Origin of the sequence: Streptomyces sp. NPDC006529 (assembly GCF_040611795.1) — a bacterium.
Lineage (GTDB): Bacteria > Actinomycetota > Actinomycetes > Streptomycetales > Streptomycetaceae > Streptomyces.
This window is the reverse complement of sequence record NZ_JBEXPB010000005.1, coordinates 1-18,988: the sequence shown is the minus strand read 5'-3', so window position 1 is coordinate 18,988 and position 18,988 is coordinate 1. Positions and strand designations below refer to the sequence as shown.

Annotated in this window: 18 protein-coding genes; 10 read left to right on the top strand and 8 right to left on the bottom strand. The window is 73.9% G+C overall.

Annotated elements, in window-relative coordinates:
• Positions 1-57: 57 nt before the first annotated feature.
• The 5 genes from ABZY31_RS06145 to ABZY31_RS06125 are packed head-to-tail and all read right to left on the bottom strand — an operon-like array spanning position 58 to position 4,495.
• Positions 58-990 (bottom strand): ABC transporter permease, encoded by a 933-nt coding sequence (locus ABZY31_RS06145; protein WP_356405343.1) that lies wholly within the window; start codon positions 988-990, stop codon positions 58-60.
• On the bottom strand, positions 987-1,799 hold the full coding sequence (locus ABZY31_RS06140) for an ABC transporter ATP-binding protein (protein WP_356405341.1): 813 nt from the start codon (positions 1,797-1,799) through the stop codon (positions 987-989). Before ABZY31_RS06140 ends, ABZY31_RS06145 begins: the two co-directional genes overlap by 4 nt.
• A gap of 5 nt (positions 1,800-1,804) precedes the next feature.
• Positions 1,805-2,839 carry an ABC transporter substrate-binding protein gene (locus tag ABZY31_RS06135; protein WP_356405339.1) on the bottom strand — a complete coding sequence of 345 codons (1,035 nt, stop codon included), beginning with the start codon at positions 2,837-2,839 and terminating at the stop codon, positions 1,805-1,807.
• Between the two features lie 29 nt (positions 2,840-2,868).
• Positions 2,869-3,438, bottom strand: coding sequence for an NADPH-dependent FMN reductase (gene ssuE / locus ABZY31_RS06130; RefSeq protein ID WP_356405337.1), 570 nt, complete (start codon positions 3,436-3,438; stop codon positions 2,869-2,871).
• 31 nt (positions 3,439-3,469) lie between these two features.
• Positions 3,470-4,495 carry a TauD/TfdA family dioxygenase gene (locus ABZY31_RS06125; protein WP_356405335.1) on the bottom strand — a complete coding sequence of 342 codons (1,026 nt, stop codon included), beginning with the start codon at positions 4,493-4,495 and terminating at the stop codon, positions 3,470-3,472.
• 858 nt (positions 4,496-5,353) lie between these two features.
• Between ABZY31_RS06125 and ABZY31_RS06120 the strand changes: the two genes are divergently transcribed.
• The 4 genes from ABZY31_RS06120 (at position 5,354) to meaB (ending at position 11,731) form a co-directional block, all read left to right on the top strand.
• The gene (locus ABZY31_RS06120; protein WP_356405333.1) at positions 5,354-6,565 is read left to right on the top strand and encodes an ROK family protein; all 1,212 of its coding nucleotides are present in this window, start codon (positions 5,354-5,356) and stop codon (positions 6,563-6,565) included.
• 78 nt (positions 6,566-6,643) lie between these two features.
• Complete coding sequence (locus ABZY31_RS06115) at positions 6,644-8,518, top strand: methylmalonyl-CoA mutase subunit beta (protein ID WP_356405331.1); 1,875 nt, start codon at positions 6,644-6,646, stop codon at positions 8,516-8,518.
• Positions 8,515-10,713: a methylmalonyl-CoA mutase gene (gene scpA / locus ABZY31_RS06110; RefSeq protein WP_356405329.1), complete on the top strand. Its 2,199-nt coding sequence runs from the start codon at positions 8,515-8,517 to the stop codon at positions 10,711-10,713. Before ABZY31_RS06115 ends, scpA begins: the two co-directional genes overlap by 4 nt.
• A gap of 16 nt (positions 10,714-10,729) precedes the next feature.
• Positions 10,730-11,731, top strand: coding sequence for a methylmalonyl Co-A mutase-associated GTPase MeaB (gene meaB / locus ABZY31_RS06105; protein WP_356405327.1), 1,002 nt, complete (start codon positions 10,730-10,732; stop codon positions 11,729-11,731).
• A 69-nt stretch (positions 11,732-11,800) separates the two neighbouring features.
• On the opposite strand, the gene ABZY31_RS06100 is transcribed toward meaB, so the two are convergent.
• On the bottom strand, positions 11,801-12,802 hold the full coding sequence (locus ABZY31_RS06100) for an asparaginase (RefSeq protein WP_356405325.1): 1,002 nt from the start codon (positions 12,800-12,802) through the stop codon (positions 11,801-11,803).
• A gap of 128 nt (positions 12,803-12,930) precedes the next feature.
• On the opposite strand from ABZY31_RS06100, the gene ABZY31_RS06095 reads away from it, so the two are divergent.
• The 3 genes from ABZY31_RS06095 to ABZY31_RS06085 all read left to right on the top strand — a co-directional run bounded on the left by ABZY31_RS06095 (position 12,931) and on the right by ABZY31_RS06085 (position 15,109).
• Entirely contained in the window at positions 12,931-13,380 is a 450-nt protein-coding gene (locus ABZY31_RS06095; RefSeq protein WP_330333188.1) for an Lrp/AsnC family transcriptional regulator, read from the top strand.
• A 105-nt stretch (positions 13,381-13,485) separates the two neighbouring features.
• A complete protein-coding gene (gene tsaD / locus ABZY31_RS06090) occupies positions 13,486-14,559 on the top strand; it encodes a tRNA (adenosine(37)-N6)-threonylcarbamoyltransferase complex transferase subunit TsaD (protein WP_356405323.1) in 1,074 nt (357 codons plus the stop codon).
• Positions 14,560-14,686: 127 nt separating this feature from the next.
• Entirely contained in the window at positions 14,687-15,109 is a 423-nt protein-coding gene (locus ABZY31_RS06085) for a cold shock domain-containing protein (protein WP_356405321.1), read from the top strand.
• Positions 15,110-15,172: 63 nt separating this feature from the next.
• Here the strand turns inward: ABZY31_RS06085 and ABZY31_RS06080 are convergent, their stop codons facing one another.
• Together ABZY31_RS06080 and ABZY31_RS06075 are read right to left on the bottom strand one after the other, a co-directional pair.
• Positions 15,173-16,333: a glycosyltransferase family 4 protein gene (locus tag ABZY31_RS06080; RefSeq protein ID WP_356405320.1), complete on the bottom strand. Its 1,161-nt coding sequence runs from the start codon at positions 16,331-16,333 to the stop codon at positions 15,173-15,175.
• A 16-nt stretch (positions 16,334-16,349) separates the two neighbouring features.
• A complete protein-coding gene (locus tag ABZY31_RS06075) occupies positions 16,350-17,180 on the bottom strand; it encodes an FkbM family methyltransferase (protein ID WP_356405318.1) in 831 nt (276 codons plus the stop codon).
• 310 nt (positions 17,181-17,490) lie between these two features.
• On the opposite strand from ABZY31_RS06075, the gene ABZY31_RS06070 reads away from it, so the two are divergent.
• The 3 genes from ABZY31_RS06070 (at position 17,491) to ABZY31_RS06060 (ending at position 18,816) form a co-directional block, all read left to right on the top strand.
• Positions 17,491-17,949 (top strand): hypothetical protein, encoded by a 459-nt coding sequence (locus tag ABZY31_RS06070; RefSeq protein WP_356405316.1) that lies wholly within the window; start codon positions 17,491-17,493, stop codon positions 17,947-17,949.
• A gap of 223 nt (positions 17,950-18,172) precedes the next feature.
• Positions 18,173-18,334 carry a hypothetical protein gene (locus tag ABZY31_RS06065; RefSeq protein WP_356405314.1) on the top strand — a complete coding sequence of 54 codons (162 nt, stop codon included), beginning with the start codon at positions 18,173-18,175 and terminating at the stop codon, positions 18,332-18,334.
• Entirely contained in the window at positions 18,334-18,816 is a 483-nt protein-coding gene (locus tag ABZY31_RS06060; protein ID WP_356405313.1) for a DUF5709 domain-containing protein, read from the top strand. Before ABZY31_RS06065 ends, ABZY31_RS06060 begins: the two co-directional genes overlap by 1 nt.
• The last annotated feature ends 172 nt before the right edge of the window (positions 18,817-18,988 follow it).

Below are 18,988 nucleotides of genomic sequence, written 5' to 3'. Positions count from 1 at the left end.
TCAGCGGGGAGTAAGGGGAGCAGGGGGGGGAGCGAGCGCGGTGAGGGGGCGCGGGCGTCAGCCGGCGGCCGGGACGCGCCACAGGCTCAGGCGGCGTTCGATCGAGACGAGGAGCTGGTTGAAGGCCACGCCGATCGCGGAGATGGTGATGATCCCGGCGTACATCTGGGGGATCGCGAAGTTGAACTGCGAGGCATTGATCAGGTAGCCGAGGCCCGCCTTGGCACCGATCATCTCGGCGGCGACGAGGACCAGGATGGAGACCGCTCCGGCCAGCCGGATGCCGGTGAAGATGGTCGGCACGGAGGACGGCAGGATCACCTTCTGGAACAGCCGCAGGGTGGAGAGGTCCATCGAGCGGGCGAGCCGGACCAGGGTGGGGTCCGCCCCCCGGACGGCGCTGATGGTGTTCAGCAGGACGGGCCAGACGCAGGCGTAGACGACCATCGAGATCTTCGAGGTCTCGCCGATGCCGAGCAGCAGGACGAAGACGGGGAGCAGCGCGAGGGCGGCGGTGTTGCGGAACACCTCCAGCAGCGGGCCGAGCAGTTCCGCGACCGGCCGGTACCAGCCGATGAGCAGGCCGAGCGGTACGGCGACGACCACGGCGATCCCGAAGCCGCCGAAGGAGCGGACCAGGCTGGCCCAGGTGTGTTCGCCCAACTGTCCGTCGGCGAGCAGCTCCCACCAGGCGACGGCGACCTCGCTGAAGGGGGGCAGGAAGGTCCGGTCCACCAGGCCGAGGCGGGGCGCGGTCTCCCATACGAGGAGCAGCGCGACGAGGGCGGCGGAGCGGACGGCTGCGCCGCGGAGCCGGTGCCCGAACCTGCCGCGCTCGGCTGCGCGTGCCGGGGCCGGCCGGGCGGCGGGTGCGGGGGCCGGCTGAGTGCCGGGTGCCGGTGCGGGCTGGGCGGCGGGTGCCTCCGGCGGCGCCTCAAGCGTCGGCGGGGCCGGTGTGGGCTGGACCGGGGTACGGGTGTCAGTGCTCATACGGTGGCCTGCTCCTTCTCCAGTTGCTGGGCACGGGCCACCTCGTCGTGGAGCAGGGTCCAGATCTCGTGGCGGTGGCGGGCGAATTCGGGGCTGGAGCGGAGGTCCTCGCCCACGAGGCGGCTCGCGCGGTCCCCGAGGGAGACCGGGACGATCTCCTTGATGCGGCCGGGGCGGGAGGTGATGACCGCGACGCGCTGACCGAGGTACACCGCCTCCTCGATGCTGTGCGTGATGAAGACGACGGTCTTGCCGGTGGCCTGCCAGATCCGTCGCAGTTCGTCCTGGAGGGATTCGCGGGTCTGGGCGTCGAGCGCCGCGAAGGGTTCGTCCATCAGCAGCACGTCGGGGTCGTAGGCCAGCGCGCGGGCGATGGCGACGCGCTGGCGCATCCCGCCGGACAGTTCGTGCGGGTGCCGGTCACCGAAGCCGGTGAGCCCGACCAGGTCCAGGAACTCCCGCGCCCTCGCGGCGCGTTGGCGGCGCGGTACGCCGGTGGCCTCCAGGCCGAACTCGATGTTGCCCAGCGCCGTGCGCCACGGCAACAGCGCGTACTGCTGGAAGACGATGCCCCGGTCCAGGCCCGGGCCGGTGACCGGCTCGCCGTCGAGCAGGATCCGGCCGCCGCTCGGCCGGGTCAGGCCGCCGAGCAGGTCGAGGAGGGTGGACTTGCCGCAGCCGCTGGGTCCGACGACGACCAGGAACTCCCCCGCCGGGATGGAGAGGTCGATGCCGTCGAGGGCGGTGAAGTCTCCCCGGGACGCGGACGGGAAGGTCTTGGTGACCGCTTCGAAGACGATCTTCGCCATGGCGTTCAGGCCCCCTTCCGGTAACCGCTGAACTCGTTGGTGTAGAGGTCGGCGGCCTTGAGCTGCCCCTTCTTGATCTCGCCGCGCTCCCCCAGCCAGTCGAGCCAGAGCTGGAACTCCTTGTCCCCGATCCGGCCGCCCGCCTCGGCCACTCCGTACGAGTGCCAGTACTGCAGGGTGGTGGTGTCCTCGTTGCGGCCGCGCTTCTTGACGATCGCGGTCATCCGGGCGATCACCTCCTCGCGCGGGGTGACGCGCGACCACTCGATGGCCTTGGCGACGCCGGTGACGAACGTACGGACGGTGTCGGGGTTCTCCTTGATGAAGCGCTGGGTCATCACGTACGAACCGGCGCTGAACGCCCCGAGGAGCTGGTAGTCGGTGAACAGGGGCCGGATGCCGCCGGTGGCCAGTGCCTTGTCGCGCAGGACGCCGCTGAGCACGCCGACCTCGATCTGCTTCTGCCGCAGCGCCTGTTCGGTGTTGACCGGCGGTATCACCAGCGCCTCCACCTTGGCCGCGTCCGCCTTGGAGAGGCCGCCCCGGCTGAGGTAGATGTCCAGGAGCGCCTGATAGTGGGCGCCCAGGGTGTTCATGCCGACCTTTTTGCCGATGAGGTCGCGGGCCGAGCGGATCGGGCTGTCCTCCAGGACGTAGTAGCCGCCGTAGGAGTACTGGTCGGAGCCGTAGTAGGAGATGACGGCCTTGATCGGGGCCTTGCCCGCGGCGAGTTTGACCACGGCGCCGTTGAAGGCTCCGCCGAAGTGGGTCTGGCCGGTGGCGGCGGACTGGATGTCCTGGGGGCCGCTGATGGTGTTGCCGACCCAGTCGAGGGTCACGTCGCCCAGGTAGCCGAGGTCCGCGGCGAGTTCGGGCAGCGTGACCGCGCCGACCGCGCCCTGGTACTTGAGCTTCTTGAGCTGGGCGCCCCCGCCGGAGGAGGCCGTGGCCGTGCCGCAGCTCACCGCGGCCGCCGAGATGCCGAGCAGGGCGAGGAACTGGCGTCGGGAGGTGGTGGTCCGGGTGGATGTCGCGGGCATGACTGGTCCTTCTGGGGGCGGTGGGACGGTTACGGGGCGGTGGTCAGCGTGGAGTCGGGGCGGGGCGCAGCGTGCGTGCGCAAGGCGCCGGCGAACTCGTCGACGGCCTGGTAGAGGTCGAGTTCGGCCTCGGGGCGCAGCCGGTCGGGGCCGTCGCCGCGCTCGACGGAGGAGTCGAGGACGAAGCGGCCCGCGGTGACGTGGCGGGCGCCGAGCGCGGTGAGCACCGGGCGCAGGGCGTAGTCGAGGGTCAGGACGTGGGCGAGGCTGCCGCCGGTGGCGAGCGGCAGGACGGTCTTGCCGGCCAGGCCGTCCTGCGGCAGCAGGTCGAGGAAGGCCTTGAGCAGGCCCGTGTACGAGGCCTTGTAGACGGGGGTCGCGATGACCAGCCCGTCCGCCGCGGCCACGGCGGCCAGGGCCCGGCGCAGCTCGGGCTGGCCGCCGCGGGCGGCGAGCAGGTCGGCGGCGGGGAGTTCGCGGACGGGCAGGTGCGAGGTCGCGAAGCCGGAGTGGGACAGGCGCCGCAGGACGTGGCCGGCGACGACCGCGGTACGGGAGTGCGGGGAGGGACTGCCGGTGAGGGCGAGGATGCTGGCCACGGGGGCTCCTTGGGCGTCGTACGGGGCGGGGTCAGGCGGAGGGCGCGGCGGCGGCCGGGGCTGCTTCGGCTCCGGAGGCTCCGGCTCCGGCTCCGGCTCCGGAGGCTCCGGAGGGGATGCCGAAGGAGGGGGCGGGGACGGCCTCGGGGCTGATCAGGCGGGAGGGGCGGCCGTCGGGGCCGACCGGGACGTCGCCGTCGACGGTGACCCGGCGCAGGATGCGCTCGTGGTCGTCGGAGTCGTCGACGCCGTAGTGCTGGGTGGCGCGGTTGTCCCAGATGGCGACGTCACCGGCGCTCCACCGCCAGCGGACGGTGTTCTCGGGGCGCTCGATGTGCGCCTGGAAGAGGTCGAGGAGGGCGCGGGAGTCGCGGCCCGTCAGGCCGTCGAGGCGCTGGACGAAGTTGCCCAGCAGCAGGGCGCGTTCGTCGGTCTCGGGGTGGACGCGGACCACCGGGTGCTCGGTCAGGAAGGAGGTGGAGGTGAACACCTCGCGGTACTGGGCGAGGGCCTCGGGCAGGGCGTCGGGGCGCAGCGCGGCGTAGTCGTACTCGTTGGAGTGGACGGCGCGCAGGGAGTCGGCGAGGGCGCGCAGCGGGGCGGGGAGGCCGGCGTAGGCGGTGGCGGTGTTGGCCCACAGGGTGTCGCCGCCGTAGGGCGGGATGGTGACGGCCCGCAGGATGGAGAAGGCGGGGTAGGCGGGGACGAAGGTGACGTCGGTGTGCCACTGGTTGGCGCGGGCGCCGTGGTGGGAGTCGATGCCGAGGGCGTAACGGCCGTCCGCGGAGGGGACGGTGGGGTGCGCGACGGGGGTGCCGAGGAGCTGCGCGAAGGCCTCGTGGCCGGCCTCGTCGAGGTGGCCCTGGCCCCGGAAGAAGACGACCTTGTGGGTGAGGAGCGCGGTGCGGATCCGGGTGACGGTCTCGGGGGCGAGGTCGCCGCCGAGGCGGACGCCGCCGATCTCGGCGCCGATGCGGCCGCCGACCTTGGTGACGGTGAGGGTGTCGGTGTGGGTGTGGGTGTGGGTGTCGGTCTCGGTGAGGGTGCTGGTGCTCATGGGAGGCCTCCTGATGTTCTTTCCGCAGCGGAAGAAATAGGGGTGGGCGTACGGGTGCCGTGGGACCGGGGGTGGAGCCGGGGCGGGGCAGGGGTACGGGCAGGGGTGCGCGGCGTCGGCCGACCGGGGGCGGCGGGGCGGGGCGCGGTGGGACGTGAGCGGGCGGTCAGGCCCGGCAGGGGGCCGGACAGCGGCCCGGACATCCGCCCGGAACGGCGGAACACGCGCCGCCGGGGGTGTGGAGCCGCGAGACGATGCGTGCAGTCGCGGACATGGCTCGGAGACTGTCAGGGGGTCCGGGGCGGGTCAACCCCCGGGGGGAGGGGTGGGAACCGGCCAGTGGGGGGCCGGGGTGAGTGCCGCTCCACCTACCCTGACCTGCAGTTCCGCCGATCCCCTGGCAAGGCGCGCAGGCCGTATGGCGCATGATCGCCCCTCCCGGATTTCACGCCCCCGCAACGCGCCCGCCACGCCCCCGCCCCATCCGGTCCGGGCGCGGCCTTGCCGAGCGCACCGGCCGCGCCCCGCAGCGGACCCAGCCCTCCAGGGGAGCCTCAAACGCCGGCGGGGCTGGAGGGCGGCACCCCGACGCCGGAGGCGGGGCGGCTCGCGCAATCGCCGACGGGGCCCGACACCGAAGGCGGCCCACATCCCAGCCTCGCCGGCGATTGAGGCGCCCCCGGAGGGCCCGCGAGCCGCGCGTCGGACACGCGGCGCAGCCCGGACGTGCGCACCGGCGCGTCACCGGCCGCGCCCGGCCCTGCCCTCCGGGGGCGCCTCAGACGCCGGCGAGGCTGACTGTGGCCCAGGTAGCGCCCGGTGGTCCGGCATGATCGGGGGGACAGTCGAGGAGGGCGCGTGGGGGTTGGGCAGGTGGCGGCCGGGGGCCGCAGCGCGGGGGACGGGCGGGCCGTGGCCAATGCCGCCGCCGTGCTGCGGGCCGTGCTGGATCACGGGCCCGTCGCCCGCAGCGCGGTGTCCGGGCTGTGCGGGCTGAGCCCGGCCGCCGTGTCCCGGCAGACGACCCTGCTGGTGCGGCGCGGCCTGCTGCGCGAGGTGCCCGCACCCCCGGCCGGCCCGGGCACGGCGGCGGGCCGGCCCCGGGTGCCGCTGGACCTGCACACCGGGGCGGTCGGCGGCCCGGTGGCGGGGGCGCTGCACATCGGGGTGCGCAGCGCCGTCCTCGGGCTGGTCGACCTGCGCGGGCAGGTGCTGGCCCGGCGGGCGCTCCCGTACGAGGAGACACCGTCCCCGGACCGGCTCACCGGCCGCCTCGCCGCCGAACTGGGCCCGTTCCTGGCGCAGACCCGCGGCGCGCGCCCCCTGCTGGGGGTCGGCGTCGCGCTGGGCGGCTGGGTGCGCCCGGACACCGGGACGGTCGTCCGGCACGAGGCCCTGGGCTGGCACGACGTACCGCTGGCCGCCTCGCTGTCCCGCGCCCTGGAGGTGCCGGTCCGGGTGGACAACCACGCGCGCGCCGTCGGGCACGCGGAGATCCTCTTCGGGCACCCGCAGGCCCGGCGCAGCCTGGTGCACCTCTTCATCGGCAACGTGGTCGACGCCGCCTTCGGCATCGAGGGCACGGTCCACCAGGGGCCGGGGGCGGCGGCCGGGGACGTGGCGCACCTGCCGGTGCCCGGGTCGGCCGCGGCGTGCGCGTGCGGACGTACCGGCTGCCTGCAGGCGGCCGCCTCGGACACGGCGCTCGGGGCGGAGGCGGTGCGCCGGGGCATCGTGCCGGACCCCTCCGTGGGGATGCTGGTCGACGCGGCGGCCACCGGCGACCCGCGCGCGGACGCGCTGCTGCGCGAGCGGGCCCGGGCGGTCGGCGGTGCGGCCGCGCTGCTCTTCGACGTGTTCAACCCGGCCGTCATGGTGATCAGCGAGCTGTCGAGCGTGCTGCACGAGGGCTATCTGGAGGACATCCGCGCGGCCGCCGCGGAGCTGTCCCCGGCGGCGGCGGGCCCGGGCCGGATCGTCGCCCCGCACGCGGGGCCCGCCGTACTTCCGCAGGCCGCTGCCACCGTGCTGCTCGGTCCGCTGTTCCGGGATCCCGCCGCTCTGTCCTGAACCTGACAAGAACTGGGAGTGCGAGATCACATAGGGGGGTTATGGCTTCGCTTTAGCGGCGCCCCTAGCATTCGAGCCATGACGGTCCTGCCTGATGACGGGCTTTCCCTGGCCGCCGAGTTCCCTGACGCGACGCATGAGCAGTGGCAGCGCCTGGTAGAGGGCGTACTGCGCAAGTCGGGCAAGGAAGCATCCGGCGAGGCAGCTGAGAACGCGTTGTCCACCACGCTCGAGGACGGGCTCAGTACGCGCCCGCTCTACACCGCACCCGCGTCCGGGGGCTCCGCCGACACCGGCGCCATCGGCCTGCCCGGATTCGCGCCGTTCCTGCGCGGGGGCCGGCCCGAGGGGACCGCCGCCGGCGGCTGGGACGTGCGCCAGCGGCTCACCCACACCGATCCGGCCCTCCTGAACGAGGCCGTGCTCGCCGACCTGGAGAACGGGGTCACCTCGCTGTGGCTGACCGTCGGCCGCAGCGGCGTCCCGGTCGAGGGTCTGGCCCGCGCGCTGGACGGGGTCTACCTCGACCTCGCGCCGGTCGCCCTGGACGCCGGAGCCGCCTACGACGCGGCGGCCCGGGCGCTGCTGGGCCTGTACGCCGAGCGCGGGGTGGCCCCGGCGGACGCCCGCGGCAGCCTCGGCGCCGACCCGCTGGGCCACGAGGCCCGTACCGGCGAGGCGTTGGACCTGTCCGGCGCGGTGGAGCTGGCCCGCGAGACCGCGGCCGACTGGCCCGGCCTGCGCGCCCTGACCGTGGACGCCCTCCCCTACCACGAGGCCGGCGGCTCGGCGGCCGAGGAGCTGGGGCTCTCCCTGGCCACCGGCGTGGCCTACCTGCGGGCGCTCACCGAGGCGGGCCTCGACACGGCGGCGGCCTTGGGGCAGCTGGAGTTCCGCTACGCGGCCACCGCCGACCAGTTCCTCACCATCGCCAAGCTGCGGGCCGCGCGCCGCCTGTGGGCCCGGATCGCCGAGGCCTGCGGGGCCGCGGAGGCGGGTGCCCAGCGCCAGCACGCCGTGACCTCGCCGGTGATGATGACCCGGCGCGACCCGTGGGTGAACATGCTGCGCACCACCGTGGCCTGCATGGCCGCGGGCGTGGGCGGGGCGGATTCGGTCACCGTGCTCCCCTTCGACCACGAACTCGGGCTGTCGGACGCCTTCGCGCGCCGGATCGCCCGCAACACCTCCACGATCCTGATGGAGGAGTCGCACCTGGCCCGGGTGATCGACCCGGCGGGCGGCTCCTGGTACGTCGAGCAGCTGACCGACGAACTCGCGCACGCCGCCTGGGAGTTCTTCCAGACGGTCGAGAAGGCGGGCGGCCAGCCGGCCGCGCTGCGCTCGGGGCTGGTCGCCGAACGCCTGGCCGCCACCTGGGCCGCGCGCTCCGCGAAGCTCGCCAAGCGGCGCGAACCGATCACCGGTGTCAGCGAGTTCCCACAGCTGTCCGAGAAGCCGGTGGTCCGCGAGAGCGCGCCCGCCGGACCCTCGGGCGGGCTGCCGCGGGTCCGCCGCGACGAGGCCTTCGAGGCGCTGCGCGCCCGGTCCGACGCGCACCTGGCCGCGACCGGGTCCCGGCCGCGGGTGTTCCTGGCGGCGCTGGGTCCGGCCGCCGCGCACACCGCGCGGGCCACCTTCGCCTCCAACCTGTTCCAGGCCGGCGGCGTCGAGGCGGTGCACGACCCGGTGTCCGTGGACGCGCAAACGGCTGCCGCCGCCTACGCGGCGAGCGGCGCCGACGGCATGGCCGTGCTGTGCTCCAGTGACACGCTGTACGAGGAGCAGGCCGCGGCGGTGGCGGCCGCACTGCGCGCCGCGGGCGCGACGACCGTGTTCCTCGCCGGACGCCCGGGCACCTGCGCGGCCGATGTGGACGAGTACGTCTTCGCCGGCTGCGACGCGGTCGCCGTGCTGTCCTCCGTACTCGACCGGATGGGAGTGACCTCGTGAGCATCCCCGATTTCTCCGAGCTGGCGCTCGGCGGGACCGCTCCCGCCGGGTCCGAGGAGCAGTGGCGGGCGGCCGTGAAGGAGTCCACCGGCTCCGCCACGGACGACCTGCTGTGGGAGACCCCGGAGGGCATCGGCGTCAAGCAGCTGTACACCGGGCGGGACCTGGAGGGCCTGGACTTCCTGGCTACCTACCCGGGCGTGGCCCCGTACCTGCGCGGCCCGTACCCGACGATGTACGTCAACCAGCCCTGGACGATCCGGCAGTACGCGGGATTCTCCACGGCCGAGGAGTCGAACGCCTTCTACCGGCGCAACCTCGCCTCGGGCCAGAAGGGCCTGTCGGTGGCCTTCGACCTGCCGACGCACCGCGGCTACGACAGCGACCACCCGCGCGTGACCGGCGACGTCGGCATGGCGGGCGTGGCGATCGACTCGATCTACGACATGCGCCAGCTGTTCGACGGCATCCCGCTGGACAAGATGTCGGTGTCGATGACGATGAACGGCGCGGTGCTGCCCGTGCTGGCGCTGTACATCGTGGCGGCGGAGGAGCAGGGGGTCTCCCCCGACCAGCTCGCGGGGACCATCCAGAACGACATCCTCAAAGAGTTCATGGTCCGCAACACCTACATCTATCCGCCGAAACCGTCGATGCGGATCATCTCCGACATCTTCTCCTTCACCTCGCAGAAGATGCCGCGGTACAACTCGATCTCGATCTCCGGCTACCACATCCAGGAGGCGGGGGCGACCGCCGACCTGGAGCTGGCGTACACACTGGCCGACGGGGTGGAGTACCTGCGGGCGGGGCTGGGCGCCGGGATGGACGTGGACGCCTTCGCGCCGCGCCTGTCCTTCTTCTGGGCGATCGGCATGAACTTCTTCATGGAGGTCGCCAAGCTGCGGGCCGCACGCCTGCTGTGGGCGCGCCTGGTCAAGCAGTTCGACCCGAAGAACGCCAAGTCCCTTTCCCTGCGCACCCATTCGCAGACCTCGGGCTGGTCGCTGACGGCGCAGGACGTCTTCAACAACGTGACGCGCACCTGTATCGAGGCGATGGCGGCGACACAGGGGCACACCCAGTCGCTGCACACCAACGCCCTCGACGAGGCGCTCGCGCTGCCGACGGACTTCTCGGCGCGGATCGCCCGCAACACCCAGCTGCTGCTCCAGCAGGAGTCGGGGACCTGCCGGGTGATCGACCCGTGGGGCGGCAGCGCGTACGTCGAGAAGCTGACCTACGACCTGGCCCGCCGGGCGTGGCAGCACATCGAGGAGGTCGAGGCGGCCGGCGGTATGGCGCAGGCCATCGACGCGGGCATCCCGAAGCTGCGGGTGGAGGAGGCCGCGGCCCGTACGCAGGCGCGCATCGACTCCGGTCGGCAGCCGGTCATCGGGGTGAACAAGTACCGGGTGGAGACCGACGAGCTGATCGACGTGCTCAAGGTGGACAACTCCTCGGTGCGCACCCAGCAGATCGCCAAGCTGCGGCGGCTGCGCGAGGAGCGCGACGAGGCGGTGACGCAGGACTGCCTGCGGGCCCTGACGAACGCCGCCGAGCGCGGCGCCGGCGCCGGGCTGGAGGGCAACCTCCTCAAGCTGGCCGTGGACGCGGCGCGCGCGAAGGCGACCGTGGGCGAGATCTCGGACGCCCTGGAGAAGGTGTACGGGCGGCACGCGAGCCAGATCCGTACCATCTCGGGTGTGTACCGCAGCGAAGCAGGCGAGTCCCCGTCGGTCGAGCGCACCCGCGCCCTGGTGGACCGGTTCGAGGAGGCGGAGGGCCGTCGTCCGCGCATCCTGGTGGCCAAGATGGGCCAGGACGGGCACGACCGCGGCCAGAAGGTGATCGCGACCGCCTTCGCCGACCTGGGCTTCGACGTGGACGTCGGCCCGCTGTTCCAGACGCCGGAGGAAGTGGCCCGCCAGGCGGTCGAGGCGGACGTCCACGTGGTGGGCGTGTCCTCGCTGGCGGCCGGTCACCTCACGCTCGTGCCGGCGCTGCGCGAGCAGCTCGCGCACGAGGGGCGCGAGGACATCATGATCGTGGTCGGCGGGGTGATCCCGCCCGCGGACGTGCCGACGCTGCTGGAGATGGGGGCCACGGCGGTGTTCCCGCCCGGCACGGTCATCCCGGACGCGGCGCACGACCTGGTGACGCGGCTGGCCGCCGAACTCGGCCACGAGCTGTAGGCGGGGCGGCGAGCCGATGCCCCCGAAGATCGACATCGAGGCCTACGCCAAGGGTGTGCTCGACGGGAAGCGCGCGCACATCGCGCGCGCCATCACCCTCGTCGAGTCCACCCGCCCCGATCACCGCGTGCTGGCGCAGCGACTGCTGAAGGAGCTGCTGCCGCACGCGGGGGCCGCGCGCCGGATCGGCATCAGCGGGGTGCCGGGCGTGGGCAAGTCGACGTTCATCGACGCCTTCGGCACGATGCTGACCGGGCTCGGCCACCGGGTGGCGGTGCTGGCCGTGGACCCGTCCTCCACCCGCACGGGCGGTTCGATCCTGGGCGACAAGACCCGGATGGAGCGCCTGGCGGTGGATCCGGCGGCCTTCGTCCGGCCGTCGCCCTCGGCGGGCACCCTGGGCGGGGTCGCGAAGGCGACCCGCGAGTCGATGATCGTCATGGAGGCCGCGGGCTACGACGTGGTGCTCGTGGAGACGGTCGGCGTCGGCCAGTCCGAGACGACGGTGGCCGGGATGGTCGACTCGTTCCTGTTGCTGTCCCTGGCGCGGACGGGCGACCAGCTCCAGGGCATCAAGAAGGGCGTCCTGGAGCTGGCCGACGTCCTGGCCGTGAACAAGGCCGACGGCCCGCACGAGCGCGACGCCCGGGCGGCCGCCCGCGAACTCGCCGGTGCGCTGCGGCTGATGCACCCGGTGGACGCGGCCTGGACCCCGCCGGTGCTGACGTGCAGCGCCCGCGAGTCGGCGGGGCTGGACGAGGTGTGGAACCGGCTGGAGCAGCACCGCCGGGTGCTGGAGGCCGACGGCCGGCTGACGGCCAAGCGGGCGGCGCAGCAGGTGGAGTGGACCTGGTCGATGGTCCGCGATGAACTGCTGGGACGGCTGCGCGCGGACCCCGCGGTACGGGAGCTGGCGCCGGACCTGGAGGCCGGGGTGCGGGCGGGCACGGTGACCGCGACCTCGGCGGCGGACCAGCTGCTGGCCGCTTTCGGGCGGGACCTGCCTCCGACGACGTGAGCGGGCGGGCGGTCCTGCCCTTGTCCCCGGGCCGGGCCGCCCGCGACGGGCGGCCCGGATCCGGGGTGGTCAGGCGTCGACGAGGACCGGAGCCTCGGAGACGAGCGACCGGTGCAGGATCCGCACCCGCTCGGCCGGGTCCTGACCGGCCAGGAGCGCGGAGAGGACCGCGATGCGGGCCTGCCCGGCGCGCAGGGTGCCGGTCGGTACCGCGCCGGCGGCGACCAGGTCGACGGCTCCGCCCTGGGTGTAGATCTCGGTGACCGGACCGGCCGCCACGCGGGTGGTGAGCGCCACCAGGACGCCGCGCGCGGTGGCGGCGCGTACCGCTTCCACGATCTCGGGGGTGGCGTTGCCCGCACCCGTGGCGACGAGGACCACTCCCTGGGCTCCGGCGGCGAGGGCCGCCTGGAACAGCGTCGGGTCGGCGTCGGCGTGGTGCATCACCATGTCGACGCGGGGCGGCAGTTCGGGCATAGCGGGCAGCGCGAGCGGCGCGGGGCGGACCGGGTGGCGCAGTACGGTGACCTTGCCGAAGCCGACCTTGCCGAGCTGTTCGCCGGAGGGGTTCGCGAAGGCGTCGGCGGTCAGCGTCTGGGTCTTGACGGTGCCGCGCGCGGCGTGGACCCGCCCGGCGAAGGCGATGAGGACGCCGAGCCCGCGGGTGGTGGCCGCGGTGAGCAGGGCGTCGTAGAGGTTGCCGGGGCCGTCGCCGTCCTCGGCGCCCATGGGCAGCTGCGAGCCGGTGAAGACGACCGTGCGCGGGTCGTGGTGGTGCAGGTCGACCAGGAAGGCGGACTCTTCGAGGGTGTCCGTGCCGTGGGTGACCACGACGCCCTGCACGCCGGGGTCGGCGAGCACCTCGTGCACGGTGCGCAGCAGGGTGAGCTGGTGGGCGGTGGTGAGGCGGGGGCTGTTCACGCTGAACAGGTCGACGATCTCGACGGTGATGCCCTCGGGCAGCGGCGCGGTCGCCATGACCTCGCTGCCGTCGGCGTCGGCCGCGAATCCGGAACCCTGCCAGCGGCTCGCTATCGTCCCGCCGGTGCTGATGACGACGATCCGTCCCACGGCTGCCTGCCTTTCCGCGCGTAGCCCCCGTACGTGTGTGCGTATCCGGGCAATCATAGAAACATCTACGCGCAATAGGATTGCCACTTCAGCCCGGGATTTAACACAGCGTGGGGGATGATTGCGCCATGGACGCCATCGACCGTGAAATATTGCGTGAGCTCCAGAAGGACGGGCGGCTCAGCAACCAGGAGCTGGCCCAGCGAGTGGGCCTCACCCCCTCCCCCTGCATGCGCCGCGTGCGCCAACTGGAACAGGACGGGGTGATCCAGGGCTACCGCGCGGTGATCGACCCGGACGCCGTCGGGCGCGGCTTCGAGGTGCTGGTCTCGGTCGAGGTGCGCCGCGACCGCGAGTCCGTCGAGGCCTTCGAGGCGGCCCTCCAGGACATTCCGGACGTGATCGAGGCCTACCGGCTCTTCGGCAGCCCGGGCTGCCTGCTGCGGATCGCGGTCGCGGACCTGCGGGCGTACGAGCGGCTGTGGATCGAGCAGCTGACCGCGCTGACGGGGATCACCGAGGTCAACTCGCAGATCATCATGAAGCGGATCAAGGAACCGACGGGGCTGCCGGTGTGAGGTGGCAGACCTGCGCCGCAGGTGGGGCAGCGGGGCGGCGGCCCGGCGTGCCGTAGCCTTATTGCACATAGGTCGCAATAAGCGGCTGCGGTGAAAGGGTGACACGTGGGCTCTCCGGTAGTCCTCGGGATCGAATCGTCCTGCGACGAGACGGGCGCGGGGCTCGTCCGGGACGGGCGGCTGCTCGGCCACGCGCTCGCGTCGAGCATGGACGAGCACGCCCGGTTCGGCGGGGTGGTCCCCGAGATCGCGGCCCGCGCGCACCTCCACTCCTTCGGCCCGGTCGTCCGCCGGGCCCTGGACGAAGCCGGACTGACGGCCGCGGACATCGGCGCGGTCGCCGTGACCACCGGCCCGGGCCTCTCCGGCGCCCTCCAGGTCGGGCTCGCCGGGGCGAAGACCCTGGCGTACGCGCTGGACGTGCCGCTGTACGGCGTCCACCACCTGGCCGGGCACGTCGCGGCCGACACCCTGGAGCACGGTCCGCTGCCCGACCCCTGCGTGGTGCTGATCGTCTCCGGCGGGCACACCTCGCTGCTGCTCGTACGGGACCTGGCGCGCGACCCGATCACGCACCTGGGCGACACCGTGGACGACGCGGCGGGCGAGTGCTTCGACAAGGTGGCCCGCGTCTTCGGCCTGCCGTACCCGGGCGGACCGGCCGTCGACCGGGCGGCCCGGCAGGGCGACCGGCGCGCGGTGGCCTTCCCGCGCCCGCTGACCGGGCCGCGCGACGACCCGTACGCCTTCTCCTTCTCCGGGCTGAAGACCGCCGCCGCCCGCTGGGCCGAGCAGCACCGGGTCCGGGGCGAGCGGCTGCCGCTGGCCGACGGGGCGGCCTCGCTCCAGGAGGCGGTGGCCGACGTACTGACCCGCAAGGCGGTCGCGGCCTGCCGCGCGCACGGGGTCACCACCCTCGTGGTCGTCGGCGGGGTCGCGGCCAACTCCCGCGTCCGGTCCCTGGCCGAGGCCCGCTGCCGCTCCGCCGGCATCACGCTGCGCGTCCCGTCCCCGGGTCTGTGCACCGACAACGGCGCGATGATCGCCGCCGTGGGCGACCTGCTGGTCCGCGCGGGCGCCCGGCCGGCCCCCCTGGACGTCTCGATCGACCCGTCGGCCCCCTTGGAGCACGCGGCCCTGCACCCGGTCGGCCGGGTCCCGGCCGGGGCGCGCACGTGACATCGGGCCCTTGAATTCCCGGCCGTTGCGCCGCGCGACGGGGCCCCGGTGTCCGGGCGCCCGGCGCTCGCCCTACTCTGTGCCCTGTGGTGCCGGGCAAGGTGCCCGGTGTTCTTTGGGGGTTGGTGTGGTTTCTGGTCGCGTGATCCGTTTTGACGGAACCCGGGGGTACGGGTTCATCGCTCCCGAGCACGGTGGGGAGGACGTCTTCCTGCACGTGAACGACCTGTTGATCCCGGAGTCGTACATCCGGTCCGGCACGGCGGTCGAGTTCGAGATCGAGGACGGCGACCGGGGCCTGAAGGCGTCGTCGGTCCAGCTCGCCAAGAACGCCGACGGCACCGCGGTGACGCCTCCCGGGACGCTCTCGGCCGCCGGCTCCGGGGCCGTCGACGACGCGCTGTGCGACGCGTTGAGCCCCGCCCAGTACATCCGGGAGGTCACCGAGGTCCTGCTGGAGGCGGCCCCGTCGCTCACCGGCGCGCAGATCGTGCAGATCCGCGAGAGGTTCCTGCGGGTCGCGAAGAGCCACGGCTGGATCGAAGGCTGAGGCAGCCGTAAAGGGCGCCCCTCCCGTTCGGGAGGGGCGCCCTTGCGTACGCGGGGTCCGGCCTTACGCCCGCCGGGGCGCGGGGACGGGCACCGGCTCGTGCTCGGGGTCGAGCAGTTCGTTCAGGTGGCGGGCCTGCGCGTCCCAGGACCACGACCGGCGCGCCCACTGGCGGCCCGCGGTGCCCATCTCGGCGGCCCGGTCGGTGTTCAGGAGGAGGCGCGTCAGCTCCGCCGCTATCGCCCCGGTCCGGGTGCCGTCCACGACCGTGCCGGTCGTCCCGTCGAGCACCGTGTCCGGGGCGCCGCCGGAGTCACCGACGACGACGGGCAGGCCGCTGGCGGCCGCCTCCAGGAAGACGATGCCGAGCCCTTCGGCCTCCAGGCCGCCCTTGCGCGTGCGGCACGGCATCGCGAAGACGTCGGCCGCGGCGTAGTAACGGGGCGTCTCGTGGTGCGTCTTGCCGCCGACGAAGCGGACCGCGTCCTCGCCGTGCCGCTTGGCCAGCTTGCGCAGCCGGGCCTCGTCCGGGCCCTGGCCGACGATCAGCAGCACCGCGTCGGGCACCTGCCGCCGGATCAGCGGCAGCGCCTCGATCAGCTTGTCCTGGCCCTTGCGGGGGACGAGCCGGGCCACGCACAGGATGATCCGCTTGCCGGTCAGGCCGAGTTCGGCGCGCAGCGCGGCGCCCGCCTCGGCGTCGGGCCGGTAGGCGTCGGCGTCCACGGCGGGCACCAGGCGGCTCAGCTCGGCGCGCGGACCGAGTGCCGGTGCGATCCGGGCGCGCGTGTACTCGCCGAGATAGGTGACCACGTCCACGCCGTTGCCTATGCGGCGCATCATGGTGCGCGCGCCGGGCAGCCGGGCCCACCAGATCTCGTGGCCGTGGGTGGTGGCCACGATGCGCCGGACGCCGTTCTCGCGCAGCGTCGGCGCCATGAGGGCGAGCGGCGCCGCCGCACCGAACCACACGCGGTCGCAGCCGTGCGCGCGGGCTATCTCGACGGCGCGCTTGGTGACCCGGCCGGTCGGCAGCAGCATGCCGCTGGTGTCACGGACGACCGGGAACGGCAGGGTGGCGTCGTACGCCGTGTCGCCCGGCTCGTGCGAGGTGTAGACGACGACGTCGTCGTCCGGCACCCGCGTGGCCATGGCGTGGACGAAGGTTTCGATCCCGCCCTGGCGCGGCGGGAAATCGTTGGTGATGACGAGAGTGGAGCCCATAACAGTCCAGGATCCTTCAGCCGGAGGGGAACGGGCGCACGGTGAAGAGGTAATTGCGGAACTCCTCCGTGACCTCCGTCACCCGTGTCCACGCTCCGTCGTGCCGGCGGTGCATCGCGTAGCCGAGCGCGGCGAGGCGGTCGACGATCCGGTGCGAGCGGGTGCCGTACTTCTCCAGGTGGCGGTCCTCGATCTCCAGCAGCAGCGCGGGCCGGTGCCGCTCCAGGGTGTGCCGGGCGCCCGACAGGACGGCTTCCTCGGCCCCTTCGACGTCGGCCTTGATGAAGTCGACCCGCTCCAGCGCCAGGTGTCGGCAGAGTCCGTCGACGGTCCGTACGGGCGTGGCCACCGGACGGGAGCGCGGGAACTCGGTGTTGGGGCCGGGCCCCGACGCCCCCTGGGTGAGGTACGCGCGCCCGTGCACCGGAAGCAGCCTGCGCCGGGGCAGGCTCATCGTGCCCTCCTGCGCCCGCGCGCCCAGCGCGGTGCGGTGCACGGTGACGTTGTCACAGCCGAGCGCGGCGGCGGTGGTGCGCAGCCAGCTCGCCGGGCCGGGCAGCGGCTCGACGCTGTGCACGGCGCCCGTCGGTCCGCTCAGCGCGGCCAGGGTCCAGGTGTAGAGCCCGTATTCGGCGCCGATGTCGAGGCAGACGGCCCCGGGTCGGACGAAGGGCCGCAGGCCCGCCACCTCGTTCTCGACGAACGGCCACCGCGAGGCGGCCCAGCGCAGACCGCCGGCCACCGCCGAGACGCGGACGCCCGCGTACGGACGACGGCCGCGCCGGGGTATGGGGGGACCCGTCCGGGTCGTCGATGTGCCGTGCACCGAGGAGCTGTTGGCAGACATGCGCGCCACCCTAATGCGATCATCCGCCGCGACCGGATCCGTCGGCTCCGGACCCGGTCCATCTCGGCCACGCGCTCCGGGCCGCGGTCGCAGCGCAGGCGGCGCACCGGGCCGGCGACATCCGACCTGCCCTGATTCGGGTGCGGAAACGGCCCTCCCCCGGCCTCAGGCCGGAGAGGCGCCCCACGCTCCAGGAGGTCGCCGAGCCCCGCGCGGTGCCGGGCGGCCACCGGGGCGGGAGGTCCGGGTGCCGCCACCGCCGGACCGGGCCGCCGCAAGGCCCTCACCCGGACCGGCAAGAATGGTGACCATGGAACGCCCCCACCTCCCGTCCACCGAGGCCGCCGTCACCGCGATCCGGGAGATCGCGCTCGCCCACGGCCTGGCGATGACGGTGACCGACGACATCGGCGCCGACCAGACGTCGCGCCGCACCTCGGCCGGCGCCTTCGCGACCCTCGACCCGGACGGCTCTCTGCCGCACGAGGCGTTCGTGGAACTGGCGGGATCCCCCGCCGTGACCGTCCAGCTCTTCCCCGAGGACGACGCGAAGATCACCGTCGACGACGTCGAGTTCCATGACGTGCCCCGGGATTCCGTCCCGGCGTTCCTGCGCTCCGTCTACGGCGGGCTCGCCCGCACGAAAGGCCGTTTCTTCCCCCCGGGCCACTGGCTCATCGTCCCCCTGCCCGGCGACGAGACGTACAGGGAACTGATCGCGGGCACCACGCTCACCCCGTGGCTCGCCCGCACCGCGCGCGGCTCGTAGCGGCCGGGCGCGGGCGGCGGCCGGATCCCTGCGCGGCCCGGGCAGCCGCACCGGGGGCGGTGTGCCGTGCAGAGCGTCTGCCCGGCTCCTTCGCCGCGATGCCCCGCGACACCCCCGATCAGGCTGGTCCGCTGTTTCGCCCGCCGGGTCGCGGGCAGCCGCCGCAAGAGGATGATCGAGACGGAAGGACGGACCGATGGCGGAGCACCCACCGGATACGGCCGTGCCAGTCACCCGCGCGGTCACCCGCGCGCAGGTCCGCGCCCTCCTCGACCCGTCCGGCGGGAACCGGTCGCTCGTGCTGCCGGAGGGCCGTACGGAGGTGGTCCCCACGGACCCCGCAGACCCCCGCGACCACGACACCAAGGGCAGAAGGAGCGCCTGATGAGCGAGAACCCGATGGCGGACGACGCCTACCAGCCCACGGGCACCAACGAGGAACAAGAAGACGCGGCGCCCCTGGACCTCCAGAACGCCGTGGACGAGCGGACTTACGACGACATGCTGGACGAGGGCTACTCCCCTCCCGAAAAGCCCCTGGGCGTCACCAAGTACGGCACGACGGCGGCCGAGCAGCACGCCGGCGAAACCCTGGACGAGAGGCTCTCCCAGGAGGTCCCCGACGTCGCCGCACCCGACGGGGACGGCGTGGGTGACCTGCCCGGCGGAGAGGGCGAACCGGTCGACGCCGAGGTGGGCGGTGACCGCGCCGGGCGACTGACGGCGCCGGACGAGGGCGCCCGTAGCGACACCACCAAGGAGCTGATCGCCCGGGACGAGGGGATCGACGCGGGCGCGGCGAGCGCCGAGGAGGCGGCCATGCACGTCGTCCAGGACCCGGACGAGGACCCGGACGCGATCGTCTGACCGGCGGGGGGGGGCGGCCGCCCCCCCCGCGCCGCCCCCCCGGCCCCCCCGGGGGGCCCGCGGCGCCCCCGGGCCCCCCCCCCCCCCCCCCCCCCCCCCGCCCCCCCCCCCCCCCCCCCCCCCCCCCCCCGTATAGGTTACCAAAATTATAGGGCGGCAGCGCAAACTAGCG

Excerpts from the sequence above, each read along its gene's own strand:
- ABZY31_RS06095 (WP_330333188.1), top strand. The coding sequence starts at position 12,931 with ATGGACGCCATCGACCGTGAAATATTGCGTGAGCTCCAGAAGGACGGG.
- ABZY31_RS06115 (WP_356405331.1), top strand. The coding sequence starts at position 6,644 with ATGACGGTCCTGCCTGATGACGGGCTTTCCCTGGCCGCCGAGTTCCCT.
- ABZY31_RS06075 (WP_356405318.1), bottom strand. The coding sequence starts at position 17,180 with ATGTCTGCCAACAGCTCCTCGGTGCACGGCACATCGACGACCCGGACG.
- ABZY31_RS06125 (WP_356405335.1), bottom strand. The coding sequence starts at position 4,495 with ATGAGCACCAGCACCCTCACCGAGACCGACACCCACACCCACACCCAC.
- ABZY31_RS06135 (WP_356405339.1), bottom strand. The coding sequence starts at position 2,839 with ATGCCCGCGACATCCACCCGGACCACCACCTCCCGACGCCAGTTCCTC.
- meaB (WP_356405327.1), top strand. The coding sequence starts at position 10,730 with ATGCCCCCGAAGATCGACATCGAGGCCTACGCCAAGGGTGTGCTCGAC.
- ABZY31_RS06070 (WP_356405316.1), top strand. The coding sequence starts at position 17,491 with ATGGAACGCCCCCACCTCCCGTCCACCGAGGCCGCCGTCACCGCGATC.
- ABZY31_RS06060 (WP_356405313.1), top strand. The coding sequence starts at position 18,334 with ATGAGCGAGAACCCGATGGCGGACGACGCCTACCAGCCCACGGGCACC.
- ABZY31_RS06080 (WP_356405320.1), bottom strand. The coding sequence starts at position 16,333 with ATGGGCTCCACTCTCGTCATCACCAACGATTTCCCGCCGCGCCAGGGC.
- ABZY31_RS06145 (WP_356405343.1), bottom strand. The coding sequence starts at position 990 with ATGAGCACTGACACCCGTACCCCGGTCCAGCCCACACCGGCCCCGCCG.
- ABZY31_RS06140 (WP_356405341.1), bottom strand. The coding sequence starts at position 1,799 with ATGGCGAAGATCGTCTTCGAAGCGGTCACCAAGACCTTCCCGTCCGCG.